Source organism: Micromonospora sp. NPDC003944, from assembly GCF_053605225.1.
The window spans coordinates 16,283-38,437 of the sequence record NZ_JBSGIV010000062.1 but is presented as its reverse complement, the minus strand read 5'-3'; the positions used below and the strand labels follow the sequence as shown (position 1 = coordinate 38,437).

General features: G+C 72.4%; 17 protein-coding genes. 5 read left to right on the top strand and 12 right to left on the bottom strand.

All coding sequences use genetic code 11. The features are described from left to right. Window positions 1–134: 134 nt before the first annotated feature. Genes dapF through ACWER9_RS25665 form a run of 3 tightly spaced genes read right to left on the bottom strand, consistent with a single transcriptional unit; the run spans window position 135 to window position 2,666 of the window. On the bottom strand, window positions 135–980 hold the full coding sequence (dapF, locus tag ACWER9_RS25675) for a diaminopimelate epimerase (protein WP_452304235.1): 846 nt from the start codon (window positions 978–980) through the stop codon (window positions 135–137). 7 nt (window positions 981–987) lie between these two features. Beyond that, window positions 988–1,902: a tRNA (adenosine(37)-N6)-dimethylallyltransferase MiaA gene (gene miaA, locus ACWER9_RS25670; RefSeq protein ID WP_452304234.1), complete on the bottom strand. Its 915-nt coding sequence runs from the start codon at window positions 1,900–1,902 to the stop codon at window positions 988–990. Continuing rightward, the gene (locus tag ACWER9_RS25665; protein WP_452304233.1) at window positions 1,899–2,666 is read right to left on the bottom strand and encodes a hypothetical protein; all 768 of its coding nucleotides are present in this window, start codon (window positions 2,664–2,666) and stop codon (window positions 1,899–1,901) included. Before ACWER9_RS25665 ends, miaA begins: the two co-directional genes overlap by 4 nt. A 150-nt stretch (window positions 2,667–2,816) precedes the next feature. On the opposite strand from ACWER9_RS25665, the gene ACWER9_RS25660 reads away from it, so the two are divergent. From ACWER9_RS25660 to ACWER9_RS25650, 3 genes are all read left to right on the top strand, one after another. Continuing rightward, window positions 2,817–4,025 carry a DUF349 domain-containing protein gene (locus ACWER9_RS25660; protein ID WP_452304232.1) on the top strand — a complete coding sequence of 403 codons (1,209 nt, stop codon included), beginning with the start codon at window positions 2,817–2,819 and terminating at the stop codon, window positions 4,023–4,025. A gap of 689 nt (window positions 4,026–4,714) precedes the next feature. Beyond that, window positions 4,715–6,298, top strand: a complete 1,584-nt coding sequence (locus tag ACWER9_RS25655; protein ID WP_452304231.1) for a cellulase family glycosylhydrolase — start codon at window positions 4,715–4,717, stop codon at window positions 6,296–6,298. 241 nt (window positions 6,299–6,539) lie between these two features. Continuing rightward, the gene (locus ACWER9_RS25650) at window positions 6,540–7,904 is read left to right on the top strand and encodes a pectate lyase family protein (RefSeq protein WP_452304230.1); all 1,365 of its coding nucleotides are present in this window, start codon (window positions 6,540–6,542) and stop codon (window positions 7,902–7,904) included. A 37-nt stretch (window positions 7,905–7,941) separates the two neighbouring features. Here the strand turns inward: ACWER9_RS25650 and miaB are convergent, their stop codons facing one another. Then, window positions 7,942–9,435, bottom strand: coding sequence for a tRNA (N6-isopentenyl adenosine(37)-C2)-methylthiotransferase MiaB (miaB, locus tag ACWER9_RS25645; protein ID WP_452304229.1), 1,494 nt, complete (start codon window positions 9,433–9,435; stop codon window positions 7,942–7,944). A gap of 220 nt (window positions 9,436–9,655) precedes the next feature. On the opposite strand from miaB, the gene ACWER9_RS25640 reads away from it, so the two are divergent. Then, complete coding sequence (locus ACWER9_RS25640; RefSeq protein ID WP_452304228.1) at window positions 9,656–10,564, top strand: alpha/beta fold hydrolase; 909 nt, start codon at window positions 9,656–9,658, stop codon at window positions 10,562–10,564. Window positions 10,565–10,635: 71 nt separating this feature from the next. Here the strand turns inward: ACWER9_RS25640 and fxsT are convergent, their stop codons facing one another. From fxsT to ACWER9_RS25610, 6 genes are all read right to left on the bottom strand, one after another. Further along, entirely contained in the window at window positions 10,636–14,502 is a 3,867-nt protein-coding gene (fxsT, locus tag ACWER9_RS25635) for an FxSxx-COOH system tetratricopeptide repeat protein (protein ID WP_452304227.1), read from the bottom strand. Continuing rightward, window positions 14,499–15,770, bottom strand: a complete 1,272-nt coding sequence (locus ACWER9_RS25630; RefSeq protein ID WP_452304226.1) for a TIR-like protein FxsC — start codon at window positions 15,768–15,770, stop codon at window positions 14,499–14,501. Before ACWER9_RS25630 ends, fxsT begins: the two co-directional genes overlap by 4 nt. After that, window positions 15,767–16,426, bottom strand: coding sequence for a TIR-like protein FxsC (locus tag ACWER9_RS25625; protein WP_452304225.1), 660 nt, complete (start codon window positions 16,424–16,426; stop codon window positions 15,767–15,769). Before ACWER9_RS25625 ends, ACWER9_RS25630 begins: the two co-directional genes overlap by 4 nt. Window positions 16,427–16,478: 52 nt before the next feature. After that, complete coding sequence (locus tag ACWER9_RS25620; RefSeq protein WP_452304224.1) at window positions 16,479–17,303, bottom strand: aminoglycoside N(3)-acetyltransferase; 825 nt, start codon at window positions 17,301–17,303, stop codon at window positions 16,479–16,481. Continuing rightward, on the bottom strand, window positions 17,287–19,590 hold the full coding sequence (locus ACWER9_RS25615; RefSeq protein ID WP_452304223.1) for an FxsB family cyclophane-forming radical SAM/SPASM peptide maturase: 2,304 nt from the start codon (window positions 19,588–19,590) through the stop codon (window positions 17,287–17,289). Before ACWER9_RS25615 ends, ACWER9_RS25620 begins: the two co-directional genes overlap by 17 nt. 63 nt (window positions 19,591–19,653) lie before the next feature. Then, on the bottom strand, window positions 19,654–19,842 hold the full coding sequence (locus tag ACWER9_RS25610) for a hypothetical protein (protein ID WP_452304222.1): 189 nt from the start codon (window positions 19,840–19,842) through the stop codon (window positions 19,654–19,656). 163 nt (window positions 19,843–20,005) lie between these two features. On the opposite strand from ACWER9_RS25610, the gene ACWER9_RS25605 reads away from it, so the two are divergent. After that, window positions 20,006–20,254: a DUF2277 family protein gene (locus ACWER9_RS25605; protein WP_452304221.1), complete on the top strand. Its 249-nt coding sequence runs from the start codon at window positions 20,006–20,008 to the stop codon at window positions 20,252–20,254. 57 nt (window positions 20,255–20,311) lie between these two features. On the opposite strand, the gene ACWER9_RS25600 is transcribed toward ACWER9_RS25605, so the two are convergent. Continuing rightward, the gene (locus ACWER9_RS25600) at window positions 20,312–20,791 is read right to left on the bottom strand and encodes a hypothetical protein (protein ID WP_452304220.1); all 480 of its coding nucleotides are present in this window, start codon (window positions 20,789–20,791) and stop codon (window positions 20,312–20,314) included. 218 nt (window positions 20,792–21,009) lie between these two features. Beyond that, a complete protein-coding gene (gene selD, locus ACWER9_RS25595) occupies window positions 21,010–21,999 on the bottom strand; it encodes a selenide, water dikinase SelD (RefSeq protein ID WP_452304219.1) in 990 nt (329 codons plus the stop codon). Window positions 22,000–22,155 lie beyond the last annotated feature (156 nt).

Genomic DNA, 22,155 nt, shown 5'->3' with positions numbered 1-22,155 from the left:
TGACGTCGATGAGCGCCTCGGGTGTACGCCAGGTCTTGATGAGGCTGCGTCGGGCGAGCGCCAACGAGATGGGGGTTGGGGTTTCGGCGGTGTGAGCGCGCTGGCGATCTTGACCTGCCACCTCGACCGGCTGTTCACACCGCCAGCGCGGACAGGCTGATCTCGCCGCTCGCCACCAGGACGGCGGGGCCGGAGAGCCAGCAGGAGTCTGCGGTTACGGTGACCGTCACGCGGCCGCCGGGCACGTCGACGGCTACCACTCCGGTGTCCCGGCCGGCGTCGCGCAGGGCCACCGCGCCCACCGCGCAGGCGCCGGTGCCGCAGGAGAGCGTCTCGGCGCTGCCGCGCTCGTACACCCGCATCAGGGTGTGCCCGTCGGTGCCGTCGACCGGGTCGCCCGCCACGATGAACTCGACGTTCACCCCACTGGGGAAGACCGCCCGGTCGAACCCTGGGGCGACGGTCAGGTCCAGCGCCGACAGCTCCACGCCGGCCGGCAGGACGCAGACCAGGTGCGGGTTGCCGACGTCCACCACCGCGCCGGTCAGGGTCAGCTCGCCGAGGGTGGCGGCCGACTCGTCGTACACCCGGGGTCGGCGCATCTCGACGGAGACGGCGTCGCCCTCGACAAGCGCGCGCACGACGCCGGCCCGGGTGGCCACCGGCAACGCCGCGCCGGCGGGCGTGGCCAGCCCGGTGTCGAGCAGGTAGCGCACGAAGACCCGGGCGCCGTTGCCGCACATCTCGGCGAACGAGCCGTCGGCGTTCCAGTAGTCCATGAACCACTCGGCCTCGCCGGCCAACCCCGCGCCGTCCGGGTGCTTGGCCGCGCGGACCACCCGCAGCACGCCGTCCGCGCCGATGCCCCGCCGCCGGTCGCAGAGCGCCGCGACCAGCTCCGGTGTCAGGTCGAGCTGACCGTCCGGGTCGGGAAGGATGACGAAGTCGTTGCCGGTGCCGTGGCCCTTGGTGAACTCCACGCCCCCATTATCGCGTCTCGGCCGGCACCAGACGCGTGGCGGCCCCGATCAGGTCCGGTTCCGCCGAGTCCAGCCAGTGGATCCGGGAGTCCCGGCGGAACCAGGACCGCTGCCGGCGGACGAAGCGCCGGGTCGCCCGGACCGTCTCGTCGTGCGCCTGCGCCTCGGTCAGCTCACCGGCGAGCACCCGCAGCACCTGCTGGTAGCCGAGCGCCCGACTCGCCGTCCGCCCCTCGGGCAGCCCCCGCCCGACCAGCTCACGCGTCTCGGCCACCAAGCCGTCGGCCCACATCCGGTCCACCCGCAGCGCGATCCGCTCGTCCAGGACGTCGGTGGCCAGGTCGACGCCGAGCTGCACCGACGGGTAGTACGGGGTGGGCTGCGGCAGCGAGGCGGTGAACGGCGCGCCGGTCAGCTCGATCACCTCCAGGGCCCGGACGATCCGCCGCCCGTTGGCCGGCAGGATGCGCTCGGCGGCGACCGGGTCGGCGGCACGCAGCCGCGCGTACAGCGGGGCCGGGCCGACCTCGGCCAACTCGCGTTCCAGTTGCTCCCGCAGCGCCGCGTCGGTGCCCGGGAACTCGAAGTGCTCCAACACCGCCCGCACGTAGAGCCCGGAGCCACCGACAAGCAGCGGCACCCGACCTCGGGCCAGGATGTCGTCCACCGCCGCGCGAGCCAGCCGCTGGTACTCCGCGACGCTCGCCGGCTCGGTGACCTCCCAGATGTCCAGCAGGTGGTGCGGCACCCCGTCCCGCTCGGCGACGGTCAGCTTCGCGGTGCCGATGTCCATGCCCCGGTAGAGCTGCATCGAGTCGGCGTTGACCACCTCCCCGTCGAGGGCGTGCGCCAACGCGATGCTCAGCGCCGACTTGCCGGCCGCGGTCGGGCCGACCACCGCGACGACCGGGCCGCCGCTCACACCCGCTCCCAGGACGCCACGAAGTAGGCCACACCGTAGGGGGCGGAGTCGTGCAACAGCTCGCCACGCCATCCACCGCCGGCCACGCGGGCCGCGCCGGCGAGCACCTGCCAGGGGGCGCGACCGGCGGCCTTCAGCTCCGTCGACACCACCGGGTCGAGGTCGAGCAGGGCGTCCAGGTCCGCGTCGGCGAGCGCCGCGGCAACCCCCAGGTCGTACGGGAGGGCGCGCGCGTCGTCGTACCCGGGTGCCTTCTCGCCCCGGCAGGCCGACCCGTCCCCGAGCACCAGCGCCGCCACCCGGTCACCCACGCCGTCGACCTCGTCGGCGAGCGCGGCCAGCTCGGCCGGGCCGGCGTCGGCGGCCACCTGCACGGCGGCCACCGGCGCATCGGTGTGGTGGCGGGTCAGCAGCCACGCGCCGATGGTCAGGCTCAACGGCAGCACCGCGCCCCGGTCCGGCTGATTGGACACCAACGGCACGTCCAGGTCGACACCCCAGGGTTGGAGGGAGCCGGTGGCCGGGCTGCGGACCGGACCGGTCACCGGGCCGGTGCCCAGCAGCACCACGATGTCCGGCTCGGTGGTCAACAGCCGGCGTACGGCCGTGTCACAGGCCGCCCGCAGATCGTCCAGCTCGGCGGCCGCGGAGCCGGCCACCTCGGGCACGAGCAGGGGCGGATGCGGGCAGACAGCGGCGGCGACCAGTGGCACCCGTTCACCGTAGCGGGAATCCCCGGTGCGTCTCCGAGCCGATCCGGTCATTCGGCCCCTAGGACACCGTATGGTCACGGTCGGCGATAGGCGCTCGACGCGGACGGGGTCGGACCTGTGACAATGCCGGAAGCAACTTGGCTGCGCCGTGGCGGCGACGGGGGATCGATCCCTCGACGCCGGGAGAACGAGGATGGGCACATGAGCGACTGGACTGCCTTCGGACGGGTGGACGCGGACGGCACCGTGTACGTCAAGACCACCGAGGGCGAGCGGGTGGTCGGATCCTGGCAGGCGGGAGCACCGGAGGAGGGCCTGGCACACTTCGCACGTCGCTTCGCCGACCTGGTGACCGAGGTGGACCTGACCGAGGCACGGCTCAAGTCGGGTGCGGCGGACGCCGGGCACTCGTTGAGCACGATCCGGCGGATCCGCGCGACGCTGCCCGAGGCCAACGTGGTCGGGGACATCGACGCGCTGACCGCCCGCCTGGACAAGCTGTCGACCCTCGCCGAGGAGAAGGCCGGCGAAGCACGCGCTGCCCGGGACGCCGCCCGTGGCGAGGCCCTGGCCCGCAAGACCGCGCTTGTCGAGGAGGCCGAGAAGCTGGCCGCCGAATCCACCGGGTGGAAGACCGCAGGGGACCGGCTCAAGGAGATCCTCGACGAGTGGAAGACCATCCGCGGGGTCGACAAGAAGGCCGACGGTGAGCTGTGGAAGCGGTTCGCCGCCGCCCGGGACGGCTTCACCCGCCGCCGCGGCGCCCACTTCGCCTCCCTGGACTCGCAGCGCAAGCAGGCGCAGACCGCCAAGGAGGAGCTGGTCGCCGAAGCGGAGAAGCTCCAGGACTCCACCGACTGGGCCGCGACCGCCAACCAGCTCAAGGACCTGATGACCCAGTGGAAGGCCGCCCCGCGCGCCTCCAAGGAGGCCGAGCAGAAGCTCTGGGAACGTTTCCGGGGTGCCCAGGACGCCTTCTTCAGCCGGCGCAGCGAGGTCTTCTCCGCACGGGACAACGAGCAGCGCGGCAACCTGGAGCGCAAGCAGGCCCTGCTCGCCGAGGCCGAGGCGTTGGACATCGACGCCGACCCGAAGGGCGCCCAGGCCAAGCTGCGGGAGATCCAGGCCCAGTGGCACGAGGCCGGGCGGGTGCCCCGCGAGGCGGCCGCCGGGCTGGAGCGCCGACTGCGCGTCATCGACGACAAGGTCCGTGACGTGATGGACTCGGCGTGGCGCCGCACCACCAAGGAGGACAACCCGCTCCTCGCCCAGATGCGGGCGCAGGTGGCGGAGGCCGAGGACCGGCTGGCCCGCGCACAGAGCGCCGGGGACGCACGCCGGATCAAGGAGGCCGAGCAGGCCCTCGCCTCCAAGCGGCAGTTCCTCCAGCTCGCCGAGCAGGCCGGCTGATCTGACGACGTTCCGGAGCCCCCGGCCCCTTCACGGGACCCGGGGGCTCCGACGTGTCCAGCCCCGCACCCCCGCGCACCGCACCCCCGCGCACCGCGCGCCCCGCACCGCGCGCCCCGCACCGCGCGCCCCGCACCGCGCGCCCCGCGCCTAGATCCGCGCAACTACCCGGATGTTGCTGCCTCCGAGGCGCGGGAGACAACAACATCCCTGATGTTGTGTGGATCTTGACGACGTGCACAGTGCCGGAGAGACCGGGAGCGGGCCTTCCGGCGCTCACGGCCGTCAAGGTCACACTCGATCCAGGATGTAGTGGCATCCTGGCGCCCTGGATGCCACTACAACAAGGAGCGGGCGCGATCATGCCGGGGGCCGGCGGAGCGGGCGCGGGGCCGAGTCTGCGCTGGTGGGCTACGGATCGGGTGATCGTGAGGCGGCCGGACGGCTGGTTGACGCATCGACCTGGGCTGATCAGAATGAGCGACGGAGCCAGGTAGGGCCACCGGCGCAGGGGCGACGAAGGCGAAGCATCCGCCGTCGAGGGTCGCCGGTGAGCTTCCGCGAGTGACCACGTCCGCGTGACATGGGCCGTCGCGCACTGTCCGCGTACCCCTTCGGGGCCGGGACGTGCGGACGGCCGCCCGCCGGCGTCGTCGACCGATGACGCGGGCCTCCGAAGTGGAGCTCGAATGTTCCGTCGTACCGCTCTCGGCGCCGCGTTCACCGCGCTCGCCACCGTCGCGACCGGCGTGTTCCTCGCCGCCGCCGTCAGCACCAGCCCGGCCGTTGCCGCTGGCACCGGTACCGGTTATCTGCGCACCAGCGGCAACCAGATCGTGGACAGCACCGGCGCCACGGTCCGGTTGACCGGCATCAACTGGTTCGGCATGGAGACCGACAACAAGACCTTCCACGGGTTGTGGTCGAGCAACCCGTGGCGGGGCCAGCTCGACACGATGGCCCGGCTTGGTTACAACACGTTGCGGGTGCCGTACTCGAACGACGCGCTGAAGCCGGGCGCGACCGCCACCGGGATCAACGACTTCGTCAACCCGGACCTGATCGGGCTGTCGCCGTTGCAGATTCTGGACAAGGTGATCGACTACGCCGGCAGCAAGGGCATGCGGATCATCCTGGACCGGCACCGGCCGACGGCGGCCGGGCAGTCGCCCCTCTGGTACACGTCGACGGTCTCCGAGGCGACCTGGATCAACGACTGGAAGATGCTCGCCCAGCGGTACGCGGGCAACCCGACGGTGATCGGCGCCGACCTGCACAACGAGCCGCACGCGGAGGGCACCAACCCGGCGGCGACCGGCGCGTGCTGGGGCTGCGGCGACACCACCCGGGACTGGCGGCTCGCCGCCGAGCGGGCCGGCAACGCCATCCTCGGTGTCCAGCCCAACTGGTTGATCTTCGTGGAGGGGGTGAGCTGCCCCAGCGGCGGTCTCTCCAACGTCTGGGACAACGACCCGAGCAACGACGAGGACTGCGGCTGGTGGGGTGGCAACCTGTCGAAGGCGGGCCAGTTCCCGGTACGGCTGAACGTGGCGAACCGGCTCGTCTACTCGCCGCACGAGTACGCCACCTCGGTGTACCGGCAGACCTGGTTCGACGCCCCGGACTACCCGGCGAACATGCCGGCCATCTGGGACAAGTACTTCGGTTACCTCTACAAGCAGAACATCGCGCCGATCATGATGGGCGAGTTCGGCAGCACCCTCGTCGACCCGAAGGACAAGGTGTGGCTGGAGAAGCTGATGGCGTACACCGGGACCGGGGTGACCGGGATGTCCTTCACCTACTGGTCGTGGAACCCGAACTCGGGTGACACCGGCGGCATCGCGTTGGACGACTGGACGAACGTCAACACCGCCAAGCAGGCGATCCTCCAGCCGTACCTGATCGCGCCCACCGGCGGCGGCACCACCCCGCCGACGACAGGCGGGCCGACCGACCCGCCGAGCGGCGCGTGCACGGCCACCTACCGGCAGGTCAACGCCTGGCAGGGCGGCTTCCAGGGCGAGTTGACGGTGAAGAACACCGGCTCGGGCGCGGTGAACCCGTGGTCGGTCACCTGGAGTTGGCCGTCCGGGGTGACGCTTGGCAGTGGCTGGAATGCCACGGTCACGCAGTCCGGCACGACAGTCACCGCTGCCGCTCCGAGTCACGCACCGTCCCTGCCGGCGGGCGGGTCGGTCACCGTGGGCTTCACCGCCAACGGCACCGCCAGCGCGCCGGGCACCGTGAAACTCAGCGGCACCAGCTGCTGAGCTGCCGGGACGGCCGGTGCGGTGCGGACCGCATCGGCCGTCCCGACCATTTACATCAAGGTTCTTCTATGCTTTCATCGGGAAAGCGCTTGCCTCACCATCGGCGGGCGCGAGCGCGGGAGCCGCTTACCTTCACGAACCTGCACCGGCGGGCCCGAGGACCACTGGTCCCGGCCGAGACTCGCCGCCCACGGGCATGGGCGTCGCGACACCTCCGTCCGCCTCATCGAAAGGAAGCAGCATGCGCACAGGACGGCGTCGAACGACGCTGATCGCCACCACCGCCGCAGCCACCGCCACCCTGGTCACCGCCGGGCTGCTGACCTCCGTGTCCGCCCAGGCTGCCGCCGGTTGCCAGGTGGCCTACTCGGTCGCCAGCCAGTGGCCTGGCGGGTTCACCGGCAACGTCACCGTCACCAACCTCGGCGACCCGGTCTCCGGATGGACGCTGCGCTGGTCGTACGGGGCCGGGCAGCAGACCAGCCAGGCGTGGGGCGCGACCGTCTCGCAGAGCGGCAGCCAGGTCTCCGCGACGAACGTCGACTACAACGCCAACCTGGCGACGAACGGCACCGCCTCGTTCGGCTTCAACGCGAGCTGGAACAACTCCAGCAACCCGGCTCCGAGCAGCTTCACCCTGAACAACGTCGCCTGCACCGGCAGCACCACCCCGACCACCCCACCGTCGACCACCCCGCCACCGACCACCCCGCCGCCGTCGAGCACTCCCCCGCCGACCAACCAGCAGCCGTCGAACCTCGTCGGCTGGGCCACCCAGAACGGCGGCACCACCGGCGGCGGCAACGCCGGCACCACCACCGTCAGCAACGCCTCCGGCCTGACCAGCGCGCTGAACGCGACAGGGGCCGCGGTGATCCGGGTGACCGGGACCATCACCTGCTCGGGGATGCTGCGGGTCCGGTCCAACAAGACCATCATCGGCAACTACGGCGCGACGATCGTCGGCTGCGGGCTCAACGTCAACGGCGACCGCAACGTGATCATCCGCAACCTGACCTTCCGCAACTGGGACGACGACGCGATCAACGTGCAGGAGTCGGCCACCAACATCTGGATCGACCACAACACGTTCAGCAACGGGTACGACGGCGCGGTCGACATCAAGCGCGGCTCGGACTTCGTCACCGTCTCCTGGAACCGGGTCTTCAGCCACGACAAGACCATGCTGCTCGGGCACAGCGACGACAACGCCGGCCAGGACGTCGGTCACCTGCGGGTGAGCTACCACCACAACTACTTCGACGGCAGCAACCAGCGCAACCCCCGGGTGCGCTTCGGCAACCCGGTGCACGTCTACAACAACTACTACCGGGCCAACGGCGGCTACGGCGTCGCCTCCACCGAGAACGCCGGCGTGCTCGTCGAGGGCAACTACTTCGAGAACGTCGACGACCCGTACCACCGTGGTGAGGGCGACTCCGGGCCCGGCGGCCTGGTCGCCCGCAACAACCACTTCGTCAACTCGCCCACCGGCCAGGCCGGCGGCAGCGTGGCGGGCATCCCGTACTCCTACCAGCTGGACACCGCGAGCAACGTCAAGTCCATCGTGACGGCGGGCGCGGGCGCCGGCAAGATCACCGTCTGACCGCGGAGGGCCCCTCGGCGAGGGGCCCTCCGCGCGGTCAGTGCGCGGCGCAGCCGGCGGCGGGGGCGGGCGCGACCGGCGGCGCGCCGATCGTCGGCAGACCGAGCAGAACCCCAGGGGTACGCGGGGAGCGACCCGCCTCGGCCGCGTCACCGGCCCGGGTACGCCGGTGCGCCACAAGTGCCCCGTCGGCGTTCAGGTGGTGCGGCGCGGCGTACGTGACAGTGGTGTGCACGATGTCGCCCGGCCGGATCTGACCGGCGAGGGACTCCCCACCGGGGGCCTCGGTCGCAAAGTGCACAAGTCGACCGTCACGGGCTCGACCCGACATCCGGCCGGTCCGCTCGTCCTTGCGCCCCTCGCCCACGGCGACGAGGACCTCGACGGTCTCCCCCACCAGGCGCTTGTTCTCCGCCCAGCTGATCTCCTCGACGGTGGCGACCAGCCGCTCGTAGCGCTCCTGCACGACAGGCTTGGGCAGTTGGTCGTCCATGGTCGCGGCGGGGGTGCCGGGGCGCTTCGAGTACTGGAAGGTGAAGGCCGAGGAGAACCGGGCCTCCCGGACCACGTCCAGGGTGCGCTGGAAGTCCGCCTCGGTCTCACCGGGGAACCCGACGATGATGTCGGTGGTGATCGCCGCGTCCGGCATCGCCGCCCGGACCTTCTCGATGATCCCCAGGTACCGCTCGGAGCGGTAGGACCGGCGCATCGCCTTCAGCACGTCGTCGGAGCCGGACTGCAACGGCATGTGCAGCGAGTGGCAGACGTTCGGCGTCTCGGCCATCGCGGCGATCACGTCGTCGGTGAAGTCCTTCGGGTGCGGGCTGGTGAACCGCACCCGCTCCAACCCGTCGATGTCGCCGCAGGCCCGCAGCAGCTTGCCGAACGCGTACCTGTCGCCGAACTCCACGCCGTACGAGTTGACGTTCTGCCCGAGCAGCGTCACCTCCAGCACGCCCTCGTCGACCAGGGCGCGCACCTCGGAGAGGATGTCGCCGGGGCGGCGGTCCTTCTCCTTGCCGCGCAGCGCCGGGACGATGCAGAACGTGCAGGTGTTGTTGCACCCCACCGAGATCGACACCCAGCCGGCGTAGGTGGACTCGCGACGGGTGGGCAGCGTGGACGGGAAGACGTCGAGGGACTCCAGGATCTCCACCTCGGCGGCGGCGTTGTGCCGGGCCCGCTCCAGGAGCACCGGCAGCGCGCCGATGTTGTGGGTGCCGAAGACCACGTCCACCCAGGGCGCCTTGCGGACGATGTCGCCCCGGTCCTTCTGGGCCAGGCAGCCGCCGACCGCGATCTGCATCCCGGGGTGCTTGTCCTTCACCGGACGCAGGCGACCGAGGTTGCCGTAGAGCCGGTTGTCCGCGTTCTCCCGCACCGCGCAGGTGTTGAAGACGACGATGTCCGGGGTGTCGCCGGTCGGCACCGCGCGCACGTAGCCGGCCTGTTCGAGCAGGCCGGAGATCCGCTCGGAATCGTGCACGTTCATCTGGCAGCCGTACGTCACGACGTTGTAGGTCCTCGCCACCGGATTGGTGCCCCTTCCCCTCGGGCTACCAGGGTAGCGGCCCCTTCCGGAGCCCCCACCCACCGGCATTGACCCGCCGGCCCATGGCGGGCATCCACGACGGGCAGTACGCTGCACAACAAGAATGTGTTCTGGGCGATTTCGGGGGCTTTGCACTCGGCGCCGACGATGCGCGGCTCCGTTCACGGGGGAGCACATGACGACCCGCGGGAGGCCAACCGTGACGCGACAAGACGCGACACAGCGCATCGTCACGACGCCCGACGGGCGGCAGCTCGCGGTGGAGACCTCCGGCGCACCGGACGGGCCGGCGGTGTTCCTCCTGCACGGCACCCCGGGCAGTCGCAGCGGCCCCCGGCCCCGGGGCATCGTCGTCTACCGCCTCGGCGTGCACCTGGTCTGCTACGACCGACCCGGGTACGGCGACTCCGACCGGCACGAGGGTCGGCGGGTGGCCGACGCCGCCGCCGACGTGGCGGCGATCGCCGACGACCTCGGCATCGAGCGGTTCTCGGTGGTGGGCCGCTCCGGTGGCGGACCACACGCCCTGGCCTGTGCCGCGCTGCTGCCCGACCGGGTCACCCGGGCCGCCGTGCTCGTGGGTCTCGCCCCGGCCGGCGCACCCGACCTGGACTGGTACGCGGGCATGGCGGAATCGAACGTGGAGGACTACGGCCAGGCCGACGAGGACCTGGCCGAGCTCACACTCAACCTGAAGGTGCGCGCGGACGAGGCCCGCCGGGACCCGATGACGCTGCTGGACTTCCTCCGCCCCCAACTGCCCGACGAGGACATCCGGGTCGTCGACGACGTCGCGATCCGCCGGCTGCTCACCGACATGTACTCCGAGGCGCTGCGACACGGCCCCGAGGGTTGGATCGACGACGTGCTGGCGATCCGGCGCGGCTGGGGGTTCGACCTGGGCGCCATCCGCGCGGAGGTGCGGCTCTGGCACGGCGAGCAGGACCGCTTCTCCCCGGTGGAGCACTCCCACTGGCTGGCCGCGCGGATCCCACGCGCCGAGGTGCAGGTGCAGCCCGGAGCCGCGCACTTCGGGGCGGTGGAGATCCTCCCGCAGACCCTGACCTGGCTGGCCACGCCGGCGCTCGCGACCAGCCCCCGGCTCTGACCGCCCGACCCGGGCACGGCCCGGTCGGCGGGCCAGCCGGGACACCCGGACCCGCCCGCCGAACGAGCCGGTCAGATCGTGTGCGGGTCGATCACCCGGACCACGAACCGCCGTTCGCGCAGCGTCTGCACGGTGGGGTGCTCCACGCCGATCACCTCGGCCAGCCGGTCCGCCACGACGCCGACGTCCTCGGCGCCGCTGTCGCCGACCCGCTTCGCCACCAGAGCGAGGTCGCCGAGGCAGCGAAGCGTGTCGGGATGCTCCGCGCCGATCACCGTGGCCAGCCGGCCGGCGGTCTCCCGCAGCCGGTCCCGCGCCGACTCCCCGTCCCCCTCCTCGGCGAGGCACACCGCCTGGTTGACCTCGGCCGCGAGCGTGTGCGGGTGGTCGGGGCCGAGCACCTTGCGCAGCTCACCGACCGCCCGGGCCGCCGACGCGAGCGCGTCCGACTTGCGGCCGAGCGCGCGTTCCGCCGCCGAGATGTTGCTCACCGTCGCCAGGACGTGCGGGTGCTCCGGGCCGAGCCGGAGCAGATCCTCGAAAGCCTGGCGCACGGCGGTCAACTCGGTAAGCGCCCGTGCCGCCTCACCGACTGCCAACAGGTTCGCCGCGCGGCTCGATCGGCACGCCACCGTGTCCGGATTGTCCGGCCCGAACCGTTCGTCGAGGTCGCGGTACGCCGTCTCGAACATCGGCGCGGCCTCACTCCCCCGACCGCAGCTGCGCAGGGACACGGCCAGGTTGACCTGCGCCGCCAGAGTCTGGCCGTCCTCCGGCCCGAGCACCTCGCGGTACGTGTCGTACACCGTGCGCAGCAGGGTCGCCGATCTCTCGTACTCGCCGGCCTCCCGCAGGTCGCTGCCCAGTCGTACGGCCGAGACGAGGGTGTACGGGTGTGTGGGGCCGAGCACCAACCGCCGCCGCTGGTGCACCTCGTCGTCCCACCGGCGGGCCGAACGGTAGTCGCCGACCAGCCGGTACGACACGGCGAGGTTGTTGGCCGCGCTCAACGTCCGGGGGTGGTCCTCGCCGAACACCTGCAACCAGGAGGCGTAGGTGGACCGGTCCCGTTCCAGGGCCTCGGCGTAGCGGCCGAGCGCCCGCAGGTCACCGCCGAGGCTGCCGGCGGTCATCAGGCTGTGCGGGTGCAGCGGGCCGAGGAGTCGGCGTTGCTCGGCCAGCACCGCCTCGTCCAGGTCCCGGGCCTCGTTGAACCGGCCCAGGCTGCGCAGGATGTTCGCCCGGTTGAACCGCAGGTGCAACAGTTGGCGGCCCAGCGCCGACGCCTCGACCTCGTCGTGCGTGTCGCCGAGCCGGGCGCTCCAGGTCTCGTCCACCTCCTGGCTGAACCCGTCGGCCTGGTCCAGACCACCGCGCTGCCACAGATAACGGACACGGTCGATCAGCAACTGGCACACCGACTCGTCGGGGCAGGTCAGCGCCTCGGAGACCTCCAGGTGCGGCCAGAGCATGCGCAGCCGGGCCCAGGTGGTCGGGTCGTCCACGTCACCACGGGGCCGGGACGCCGCCAGCACCAGGTGCACCTGGTGTCGGGCGGCGGTGATCTCGTCGTCACTCATCCGGTCCCGGACGACCGCCTGCAACAGCCGGTGCACCTGGATCCGACCGCCCTGAACGTCCAGTTTGAGCAGTGCCAGACGGTTGATCTGCTGGACCAGGGCGCCGCGCACGAGCCGCTCCGACACCGACGGGTCGAACGGCACGAGGGCCGCCGCCATCTCGTCGCTGTAGATGAGTTCGAGGGCGATCTCCGGGGCCAGCACCGAGCAGAGCTGCAACAGCCGGTACGCGGCCGGCGCCTGCTCGAGCAGCCGGTTCAGTGACAGGTCCCAGGTCGCCTCCACGGAGAGGGCGCTGGGCCCGTGCCGCTCGATCTGCCGCAGGTAGTCGGCGACAGACGTGCCGGTGTCGGCGAGCCAGGCGCCCGCCGCGGCCACCGCGATGGGCAGGTCACCGAGCGCCTCGGCCACCCGGTCGGCCTCCTCGGCGCTGATCGTGGGCACCCGCTGGGCGAGGTGCGCCACGCTCTCGGTGCGGTTGAAGACGTCCACCTGGATCGGGTTCGCCCGGTCACCCCAGGCGCGGTTCCGGGAGGTGAGCAGGACGTGCCCGGGGCCCTGCGGCAGGAAGGGCTCGATCTGGTCGAGCTCTTCGGCGTTGTCGAGCACCACGAGCCACCGCTCGTACGGCTCACCGCGCCCGAGCACCTGCAGCACCGACCGGACCGTGTCGGGCAGGGTCGGCCCGGCCACAATGCCGAGGCGGCCGGCGAGGTCGGCGAGGGCGGTGTCGACGAACTGCGGCGGGTCCGCGACGATCCACCAGACCACGTCGTACGCGGCCTTGAACCGGTGCACGTACTCCAGGGCCACCTGCGTCTTACCGACACCGCCCATGCCCTGCAAGGCGACCGGCAGCACCACCGCGCTGCCCCCGCTCTGCAACTGCGCGCGTAGTTGGGCCAGGTCGTCCTCCCGGCCGGTGAAGCGGGCGTTCCGGTTGGGGGCGTTGAAGATCAACGGCTCGGCGCCGGGGTAACGCATGGCACCACCCGCCGGCCCGTCCGCCGACGACGGCACCGGCCGGCCGACGAGCCGCAACACCCGCTCCACTGCGGTCGCGGCGCTCACGTTGACGAGATTCGTCGAACTCTGCGACGGGAACTCCGCAAGCGGGCGCAGGTCGGCGACGTACACGGCGAGGGCCGTGGAGCCGGTGCTCGTGTCCCGGTCGGGCAGACCACCGGACGGCGTCGCCACGTACGCCGGCGAGACCACCGTCAGCGTGCGCGGGGCCGGGGTGCCGGCGGACCCGACGGCGGCTGTCGGGTCCACCACCCGCAGCCCGGCCGAGCTGAGCACCCGCTCCAGCCACTCGGCCCAGATGGCGTCCTCCGGCGCGTACCGGAGCACGATCTGGTCGTCGATCGCCTCGGTGCGGCGGCGGAAACGAGCCTTGCCCCGCTCCCGAACCGACTCGTCCATCACCGGCAGCGCGGTCACCGCGCCGTCGGTGAGGATCCCGGTCAACGTCTCGAACGCGGACAACAGCGAGGTCGGTGAGCCCGGCGGGTCACCGAACGTCGCAAGTGTCTCCTCGTACGCGTAGAACGGCCGGTACGGCACCTCCACCGCGGCCCAGTAGCGCCGCCGTTCCGCCTCGGTCATGCCGGCCGGCAACCCGGCGAACCGGCGCATGGCCAGCAGGCGACCCGCCTCGGCCCGCTCCTTCTCGGCCTGGTCTACCCGCATCGGCACCGGCAGGACCCGGATGTCGCGTCGCCGGTACCGGTCCCGGACCGAGTGCGCCACCCGGGCCGCGCCGTCGATGCCCTGGTCGCTCAGGGTGAAGCAGTCGACAAGGGTGTCCGGCAGGTGCAGGGTGCAGATGTCGGCGACGTCGCTGAGCCCCGTGCGGCTGTCGATCAGGGTGAAGTCGTACTGGCGCTTCATGTCCGCCCGCAGCGCCTCGAAGAACTGCGCACCGCCCAGCCGGTTGTAGAAGTTGTCCCAGTCCAGCCCGCTCACCGAGACGGCGTAGTCGCTGTTCTGCCGGCCGGCCGAGAGGAAGTCCAGGCCGCCGCCGGTCGGGAAGTTCCAGCGCAGCGAGAACGCGTGCCGCCCGACCCGGGCGTACTGCTCCATCCAGCGGTCCGGCCGGTCGTCGACCCGGGTGGTCTCCCACTCGTAGTCGCGGATCATGTCGATCACACCGCTGGTGCCCTGGATCGCCTCGGCGTCGAGGAACGGGTGGAAGAAGCGGTGCAGACCTGGTGACTCGAGGTCCCAGTCGGCGACGAGCACCCGCCGGCCGCTTGCCGCCAGGATCCAGGCCACGTTGGCCAGCGCCATCGTCCGACCCGTTCCACCCTTGAACGAGTAGAAGGTGACGACCTGGCCTTCGCGATCGTTGTTCATCGGTCTTCTCCGTGGGGACGCGGTGGGCCCGGATCATCAGGCGGGGACGCGGGGTCGGTGGGAACGGTCGGGCCGGCGGCGGGCAGGCCGTCACGCAGGCTCGGCACCGGCTCCGGCGGTGGTTCGAAGGGGACGACCGGGCCGTACTTGAGGAACTGCCGGCGCGCCTCGGTGACCAGCGCGGGCATCAGGTCGACGAACTCCGGCATGCTGCACGCGCGCTTCACCTGGGGCAGACCGGCGTCGTGCAGCAGCTCGGTCACCTCGGCGGCCCAGCGGGTGGCGTCCTGGCTGTCGTCGTCGTCGGTGACCACCAGCGGAACGACCCACTCCCGCAGGCCGTGCAGCATGCGGCCGAGCACCGCGGCCGCGTCCGGCGACGCCGCGATCCACGGGTCGACGAGCAGCACGGCCGGCCGCCGGTCCAGCAGGGCGGAGGCCTGCGCGAAGTCCTCGGTACGGGCCGACAGCCCGAGCCGCTCCGCGGTGCTGGCCGCGTACTCGGCGGCGGGCAGTTGCTGGCTGCGCCCGTACGGCCGCCAGAGCCGGCCGCTCGCGGCGTAGCCGGCGGGGTCGCGGTCGTTCGGCAGTCGGTCCCGGGTCGGGGCCAGGACGGCCACGACGAAGTCCGGGTCGGTCGGCGCCGGGCGGACGACCTCGTCCAGGCCAGGCGCCCGGGACGGGCCGATCGGTCGCCGCTCGGCGGTGTGCACGATCCGGCTGGCCAGGCGGCTCAGCAGCAGCTCGTACTGCGTTCGGTAGGAGGCCAGCATGCAGAACGCGCGCAGGCCGTCGGCGGCGTACTCCGGGACGTCCCGGCCCAGGTCCAGGGCGCCGTCCAACTCCGGATGGGCCTCCCACGGCGGGAACGGGATCCACAACACCGGGGTGAGGTGGCCGGCGGTGACCCGGGCCGGCCCGGCGGCGGCCAACCGGGCGCGGAAGGACTCCTGCTCCCCCAGCGCCCAGGGGCGACTGAAGTAGCCGGGTGAGTAGAGCGGGACGAAGACCTCGGCGTCACCGAGCGCCTCGGCGAGGGCGGCCTTCCAGTCGGCGCCCAACGGGATGTGCTGGTCGAAGAAGCCGATCCGCATGCCGGCGACGGGTCGGGCCTGACGCCGCACCTCGTCGGTGAGGTCGGCGAAGAACTGGCCGACCCACACGTCGGCGTCGGCGCGGGCGCCCGGCGGCGGCGCCGAGTGGGCGTAGCTCAGGAAGAAGTACGTCCCTCGCGATCCCGGCCGGCGCCGGTCCGTCGGCGGGCTCACTCCGGCTCCTCGGCGAACCTGTTGCACAGCTCGTCCACGCTCTCCGGCACCCAGGGTTCGACGAGGTACGAGCGGTGGATGGCCACGATCCGCTGCGCGAGCCGCCACACGACCGCCCGGTACGCGTTCTCCCACTGCATGGTCAACAAGCCATAGACCCCGTCCCGCTGGTAGTGCACCGCGATGTCGGGATCCGGCATCGCGGTCGGGGAGAAGCGCTGGATGTCGCGGAGCACCCGAGGCAGTGCCGTGCCGTTCGTCGGCGACCAGGTGACGGGCACGATCGCCGTCTCGTGGACCGAGGCCGAGCTGTGCCGCGGGGTGATGCGTCGGCGGGAGAACGCGTCCCACTCCCGGCCACACCAGGCACTGCCGAGCAGCGCGCTGGACACCAGCGGAACGAAGACCTGGCAGGTGCCGGCGGCCTGGAGCAGCTCCGGGCTCCACCGTTCCCCGCCGGCGATGGAGGTGTCCAGGAAGCCGGCGTCCACCCCGGTCACCGGGCCGACAAGTTCGCTGACGTGGACCGAGAGGTCTTCGAAGAATCGGGAGACGTACTCGGCGGGTTTGCCGGTGGCCCGGCCGACCGGCGCCCGTGAGTAGCTGATGAAGAACAGCGGGGCGCGTGCGCTGGAGGGTGCGTCCACTGTGCTCACCGCTGCCCCTCCGCCCTCCCCGCGCGGCCGGAACATCAGCGTAGCCCGCGCGTCAACGTCGCGCTGCCAACCGGTTCGTGGCGAACCAGGCAGTCGCGAAGTCGACAGTGGCTCGGGCCGGCAGCAGGCGGGCGGCGGCCCTCCCGACCCGACCGTGCCGCACCAAGGGTGTCTCGTCGAGCGCGGCACCCACCCGTGGGAAGTCACGGTCGTCCAGGTCGGGAGCCCGGAAGTCGAGGCGGACCCGCCGCCCGTCGACGAGCCGGAAGCAGTGGTAGTCGCGCTCCGGCGGCGGCACCGGCAGCCGGTACTCGGCCAGGTGCAGGGCGGTGCACGCCTCGTAGCCGAGGCCGAGCAGCAGGATCTGCCCGTCCGCCGCGTAGAGGCCACCGATCGGTGAACGTTCCCCCAGGTGGCAGGTGAGGTCATGGCCGTCGGTGAGCTGCCGGGCCTTCGGCCCGAGCGCGACGAACGAGGTCTGCGGGTGGTCACTGCGGATGGCGCCGGGGGCGCACCTGACGTACTCGGCGAGCACACCCATCCGCTGGGAGGGGGTGGTCCGGCGGTCCCAGCCCGGTAACGACGCCTCGTACCGTTCGCGCTGTGCCGGGCCCATACCGGCGGTGGCCGCCAGGTGGGCCCGGGACGTGGTCGAGTTGCCGTCGTTGTGGGTGGGCACCAGCAGCGTGCCGGTCGGGCCGAGGACCTCGCGCAGCGCGTCGGCGAGGGTCGCCGGGCCGTGCTCCAGCGGACCCACCCGACGGAGGCCGCAGTGCACCAACAGGCACACCCCCGGGCGGACGCCAAGCGCCCGCAGGTCGTCGGCGATGCGGGGACGGCCCAGTCGGGGCGGTGGGTGGTCATCGGGACCCGACACGGGTCTCCTCCAGGGCGTGGCGCAGGTGGCCGACGAACCGCTCACCCGCCGCGGTGAGCGACCGGCTGGCCAGCAGCGCGTCGACGCCGTCGCGGGTCCACGCCAGGAAGCGGGCCGCGTGCGCTGACGCGTCCCTCTGGTCGGTGGCCGCCCGAGACCGCCAGACCTGGGTGACCGCGAGGTGCGCGTACACCCCCTGCAGGACGCCCTCCGGTGGCCTCGGGTCGGGGCGCCAGGGCACCCGGATCCGGGTGCCCGCACCGGCTTCGACGAGGTCACACAGGTCGAGGGCCGCACCCAACTTGGCGTGCTGCCACTCGTGCACGAGCAGCACCGCAATCGTCTCCGGGTCGGAATGCGGGGTGATGGCGACCGCGCCGAACGCGTGCCGGGCGGTCGCGCTCCGCAGGGGTCGCGCCGGGTCGGGCGCCAACGGAACGACGGCACGCAGACCGCCGTCGAGCGTCGCCGCGTGCGCCGGCACGTCCCGGTGCACGACCCGCCAGGCCTCGGCCAGGGTACGGCCCAACGCCCGCGCGGCCGGCACCTCCAGGCGGGGTTGCACCGGCTGGCCGTAGCAGTCGCGGTACGGGTCGCCGTCCTCGACGAGCAGCCGGCCACCGGGCACCGACACGTCGCGCGTCGGTTGCCAGCCGGGCGACGGTGGAACTGTCGGGTCGAGCAGCACCATCTGCTCGACCGACCCACTGCGGACCTGGAGTTCGCCGGGCCGCACGGTCACCTCGGCGCTCTCGCTGAGACCGGGCAGCACCAGGCTGCCGAGCGTGGGCACCGTGATCGTGTCGGCCCGCACCGGGACCCGCACCACGGCGGCGACGCCGGCGCGCAGGGCGGCGGCGAGGGCGAGAGCCGGCAGTGGGTCGACCGGCGCGCCGGGGCCGGGCGGGGTCGACGTGTCGAGGTGATGCACGAGCGCAGGCCGGACGAAGGGGTGCGCCAGGACCGCCCGGACCGCCTCCGGCGCCGCTTGGTCGAGGTGCACGAGCAACTCCCAGGCGGGGGTGGCGCCGGACCGGCCCCGGTCGGCCGCCAGCAGCGCCCGGGTGAGCGAGAGCTGGGTGGCGGCGAGCAACCCGAGCGTCTCCGTCGACCCGTACCCGGTGGCCAGGTCGTCGAGCAGGGCGTCGACGGGCGAGGTGCCGGACTCTGCGCCCGACACCTGTGGGCTGGCCTGCCGCTGCCGCGGCACGGGTGCGCTGGGCGGGTGGGCGCCCACGGTGTCGACCAGACGGAGCAGGTCGGCGCAGTACACCGAGGGGTTGTCGAAGCCGGAGCCGGAGCGCCAGCGGTGGGCGTACAGGCCGCCGCCGCACCGTTCGACCACCGGGCAGGCCCGGCAGGTCGCGCAGAGCCCTTCCACGCCGTCCTGCCGGACGGCGACCCCGGGGTGCCGCGCGACCTCGTCCACCGAGTGGTCGAAGACGTCGAACCCGGTGCCGGCCGCGCCGTGGTACGCGGTCTTCAGCGAGTCGACCTGCTCCCAACTGCCGTCCGCCTCGATGACCAGCACGTCGGCCGGGGCCAGACCGAACGCCTCGGTGCCGCCACCGCCCGGGAGCAGCGCCTCGAACATCCGGATCGACACCGGACGCCCGTCGTCCACCCACCGCCGGTGCAGCCGCCCCAGCCAGTCCGCGTACGGCGTGGGCGCGGACCCGGGCCGCTCCGGGGGATGGTCCCAGGTGGCGTGCGGCAGCAACAGGTCGACCCGGGGCGGGCTCTCGGCCAGCAGCGCCTCATAGACCCGGTCGGGATCGTTGCGGACGTCGATGGTGCAGAGGATTCCGGCGTAGCTGGCGCGGTGTTCCGGTCGGCGAAGCAGGGCCAGCGCCCGCCGGACGTGGTCGTGGCTGCTGCCGCCGTGCGCGAAGACCCGGTGGCGGTCGTTGGCGGCACGGTCGCCGTCGAAGGACACACCCACCCGCACGTCGTACTCGACGAACAGCCGGCACAGCTCCTCGTCGAGCAGCACGCCGTTGGTCTGCATGCGCAGGTCGAGCAGCGCCCACGGGGTGATCGTCGCGCGCAGCTCGGCCAGCACCTCCCGCAACCCGGCGGCCCCCAGCAGCAGCGGCTCACCCCCGTGCAGCACCACGTGCACGATCGGCAACCCGTGCTCACGGGCGTGCTCGGCGATGCGCCGCGCGGCGGCCTGGACCGTGGCCGTCGGCATCCGGGCCGGACGGCCACGCCAGGTCTGGTCGGCGTGCTGGTAGACGTAGCAGTGGTCGCAGCTGAGGTCGCAGCGGCTGTGCACCTTCAGCACGAACTGGCTGATCCGCCGGCAGGGGCCGCCCACTCCGGGTGGACCGCACCGGCAGACCATCGGTCAGATGGACGAGTTGAAGGCGGCGACGGCCACGGTGCCGAACGGCATGGAGTCGTTGGTGACGACCCGCCTGCGCACCGCCTCGATCAGGTCGGCGTGCTCCACGGCGACCCGGTCGAGTGGGGTGTGCAGGCTACGGGTGAGATCGTCTAGGTCGGGACGGGACGGGCGGGTGGGGGCATGGTCCACAATGAGTCTCCGGGGGCCCGGGGCGCTGGGAGCGCGAGCGGCGGGTGTGGCTCGAACGGCTCTGGTCCGTGACCAGGATAGACAAATATCGACCAAGTGTCACCGTCGGTGCCATCGCCCGTACGGCGAGTGGCAGCCCCCGGTGGACGAAGGAGGACCTGACATGTGCCGGAGCATCAAGACGCTGCGCGAACCGTTCACCCCGCAGGTGACCGACGCGGACGTCGAGGCGGCGGCGTTGCAGTACGTCCGGAAGATCTCTGGCTTCCGGGCGCCCGCCGCGCACAACGCCGCCGCGTTCGACGCCGCGGTGGCCGCGGTGGCCGAGGCGACGCGCACCCTGCTCGACCAACTGGTGGTGCGGGGTGCCGCGTCGGGGACCACGGACCGCTCGGCCGCCGCCGCCGGCTGATCGCCGCCACGACCGGCTTACCGGCCCGGCACCCGGCCGGGCCTGACCCCTTGCGGGTCAGGCCGCGGCGAGCGCGGGGGCGACGGTGTCGGGCGCCCAACGCGAGCGGTGACACTGCGACCAGCCCCGACAACCCGGGTCACCGAGAGAGCAGAGCCGCAGCTTGCTGAGCACCTCACCGTCGTCGGTGTCCCGCACGTCGAAGTGCACCGGACGGACCGTGCCGTCCGGGGCGACGAGCAGGTGCCGCCCCGCGTCGAGCGTGTCGTCGCGCAACAGGCAGTTGCGGCCGAGCAGTCGGGCCAGCGCGGCGATGCTCGCGTGCTCGGAGAGCTGCTCGGGCACGCCGTAGCAGTCAACCACCGTCGCGAACTCGCCCGGCGCCTCCCAGACGTCGCACACCACCGCGTACGTCGGCAGCCGCGCCGGGTCGGCAGCCGCCAACGGCATCACCACCCGACCAAGCGCCTCGGCAAGCGCCGGGTAGACCTCCACGGGTCGAGCCCCGTCGATTCTCCAGTTCCACAGCTCGGTCATTCCGCCTCCTCGCTGCGTTCGTCCCCACCGGCCTCCGGATCGGGCCTTACTGACGATGGTGGGGGGCATTTGACCCCAGCCGGGGGCAAGTTACCGGTCTGTGACCATTCCGGGCAAAATTTCCCTGAGCGGCATTGCTCGGAGTAGCGGGAAGGTGACAGTTTATCGGGTATCGTGCGGCGTCCGCACCACCGCCATCGCGTGTCGGCAGCCCTCGGTCAGCGCAGGACGACCAGGTGCTCCCCACGGGGCAGCAGCTCGCCCACCACGGGAGCGCCGGGCACCTCGCCGGCGACAAGCAGGCCACCGGAGGTCTGCGCGTCGGCAAGCAGCAACCGCTCGGCCTCGTCGGCCGCGCCGAAGTCGGTCCACGGGGTCACCCAGTCCAGGTTGCGCCGGCTGCCGCCGCTCACGTACCCGTCCCGCAGCGCCTCCCGCGCGCCGGCCAGGTAGGGCACCCGGGCGGTGTCGATGGCCACCGTGAGCTGGCTGGCCCGGGCCAGCTTCGAGGCGTGCCCGAGCAGCCCGAAGCCGGTCACGTCGGTGCCGCAGCGGATGCCGGCGGCGACCGCCGCACGGGCGGCGTCCCGATTGAGCGCGCTCATCGTCGCGACCGCCTCCGGGAAGCTCTCACCCGTCGCCTTGTGGCGGGTGTTCAGCACGCCCACCCCGAGCGGCTTGGTAAGCGACAACGGCACCCCGGCCCGCCCGGCGTCGAGGGTGATCAGCTCCTCCGGACGGACCGTGCCGGTGACCGCGAGACCGTACTTCGGGCCGTCGTCGTCGACGCTGTGCCCACCGGCCAGGTGACAGCCGGCCTCCCGCGCCACGTCCTGACCGCCGCGCAGCACCTCGCGGGCCAACTCGAGCGGGAGCACGTCGCGCGGCCAGCAGAGCAGGTTCAGCGCCACCAGCGGGGTGCCGCCCATCGCGTACACGTCGGAGAGCGCGTTGGCCGCGGCGATCCGACCCCAGTCGTACGCGTCGTCGACCACAGGTGTGAAGAAGTCGGCGGTGCTGACCACGCCGGTCCGCTCGTCCAGGCGCACCACCGCCGCGTCGTCGCCGTGGTCCAACCCCACCAACAGCTCCGCGGTGCCGGTCGCCGGGCCGAGACCGGCCACCATGATCTCCAGCTCGCCGGGTGGGATCTTGCAGGCGCAGCCACCGCCGCGGGCGTACTTGGTCAGCCGTACGGGTTCGGTCATCTACTCATGATCTCGACAAGGCACCACGATCGCCACCGTCGCCGCCCATACGGTGACCGAAATCGGACGCCCGAGAACGATCGTGACCGGTGTTACCGCTCCGTGACCCGCTGGGTTGCGTTCTGCCACATCAAGCCGCCTACAGTGGCCGCACCG

What these genes read in the sequence shown, in the direction of transcription:
- ACWER9_RS25655 (WP_452304231.1), top strand. Translation starts at nt 4,715, where the DNA reads ATGTTCCGTCGTACCGCTCTCGGCGCCGCGTTCACCGCGCTCGCCACC.
- selD (WP_452304219.1), bottom strand. Translation starts at nt 21,999, where the DNA reads ATGACCGAACCCGTACGGCTGACCAAGTACGCCCGCGGCGGTGGCTGC.
- ACWER9_RS25605 (WP_452304221.1), top strand. Translation starts at nt 20,006, where the DNA reads ATGTGCCGGAGCATCAAGACGCTGCGCGAACCGTTCACCCCGCAGGTG.
- ACWER9_RS25665 (WP_452304233.1), bottom strand. Translation starts at nt 2,666, where the DNA reads ATGACCGGATCGGCTCGGAGACGCACCGGGGATTCCCGCTACGGTGAA.
- ACWER9_RS25660 (WP_452304232.1), top strand. Translation starts at nt 2,817, where the DNA reads ATGAGCGACTGGACTGCCTTCGGACGGGTGGACGCGGACGGCACCGTG.
- fxsT (WP_452304227.1), bottom strand. Translation starts at nt 14,502, where the DNA reads ATGAACAACGATCGCGAAGGCCAGGTCGTCACCTTCTACTCGTTCAAG.
- ACWER9_RS25650 (WP_452304230.1), top strand. Translation starts at nt 6,540, where the DNA reads ATGCGCACAGGACGGCGTCGAACGACGCTGATCGCCACCACCGCCGCA.
- ACWER9_RS25600 (WP_452304220.1), bottom strand. Translation starts at nt 20,791, where the DNA reads ATGACCGAGCTGTGGAACTGGAGAATCGACGGGGCTCGACCCGTGGAG.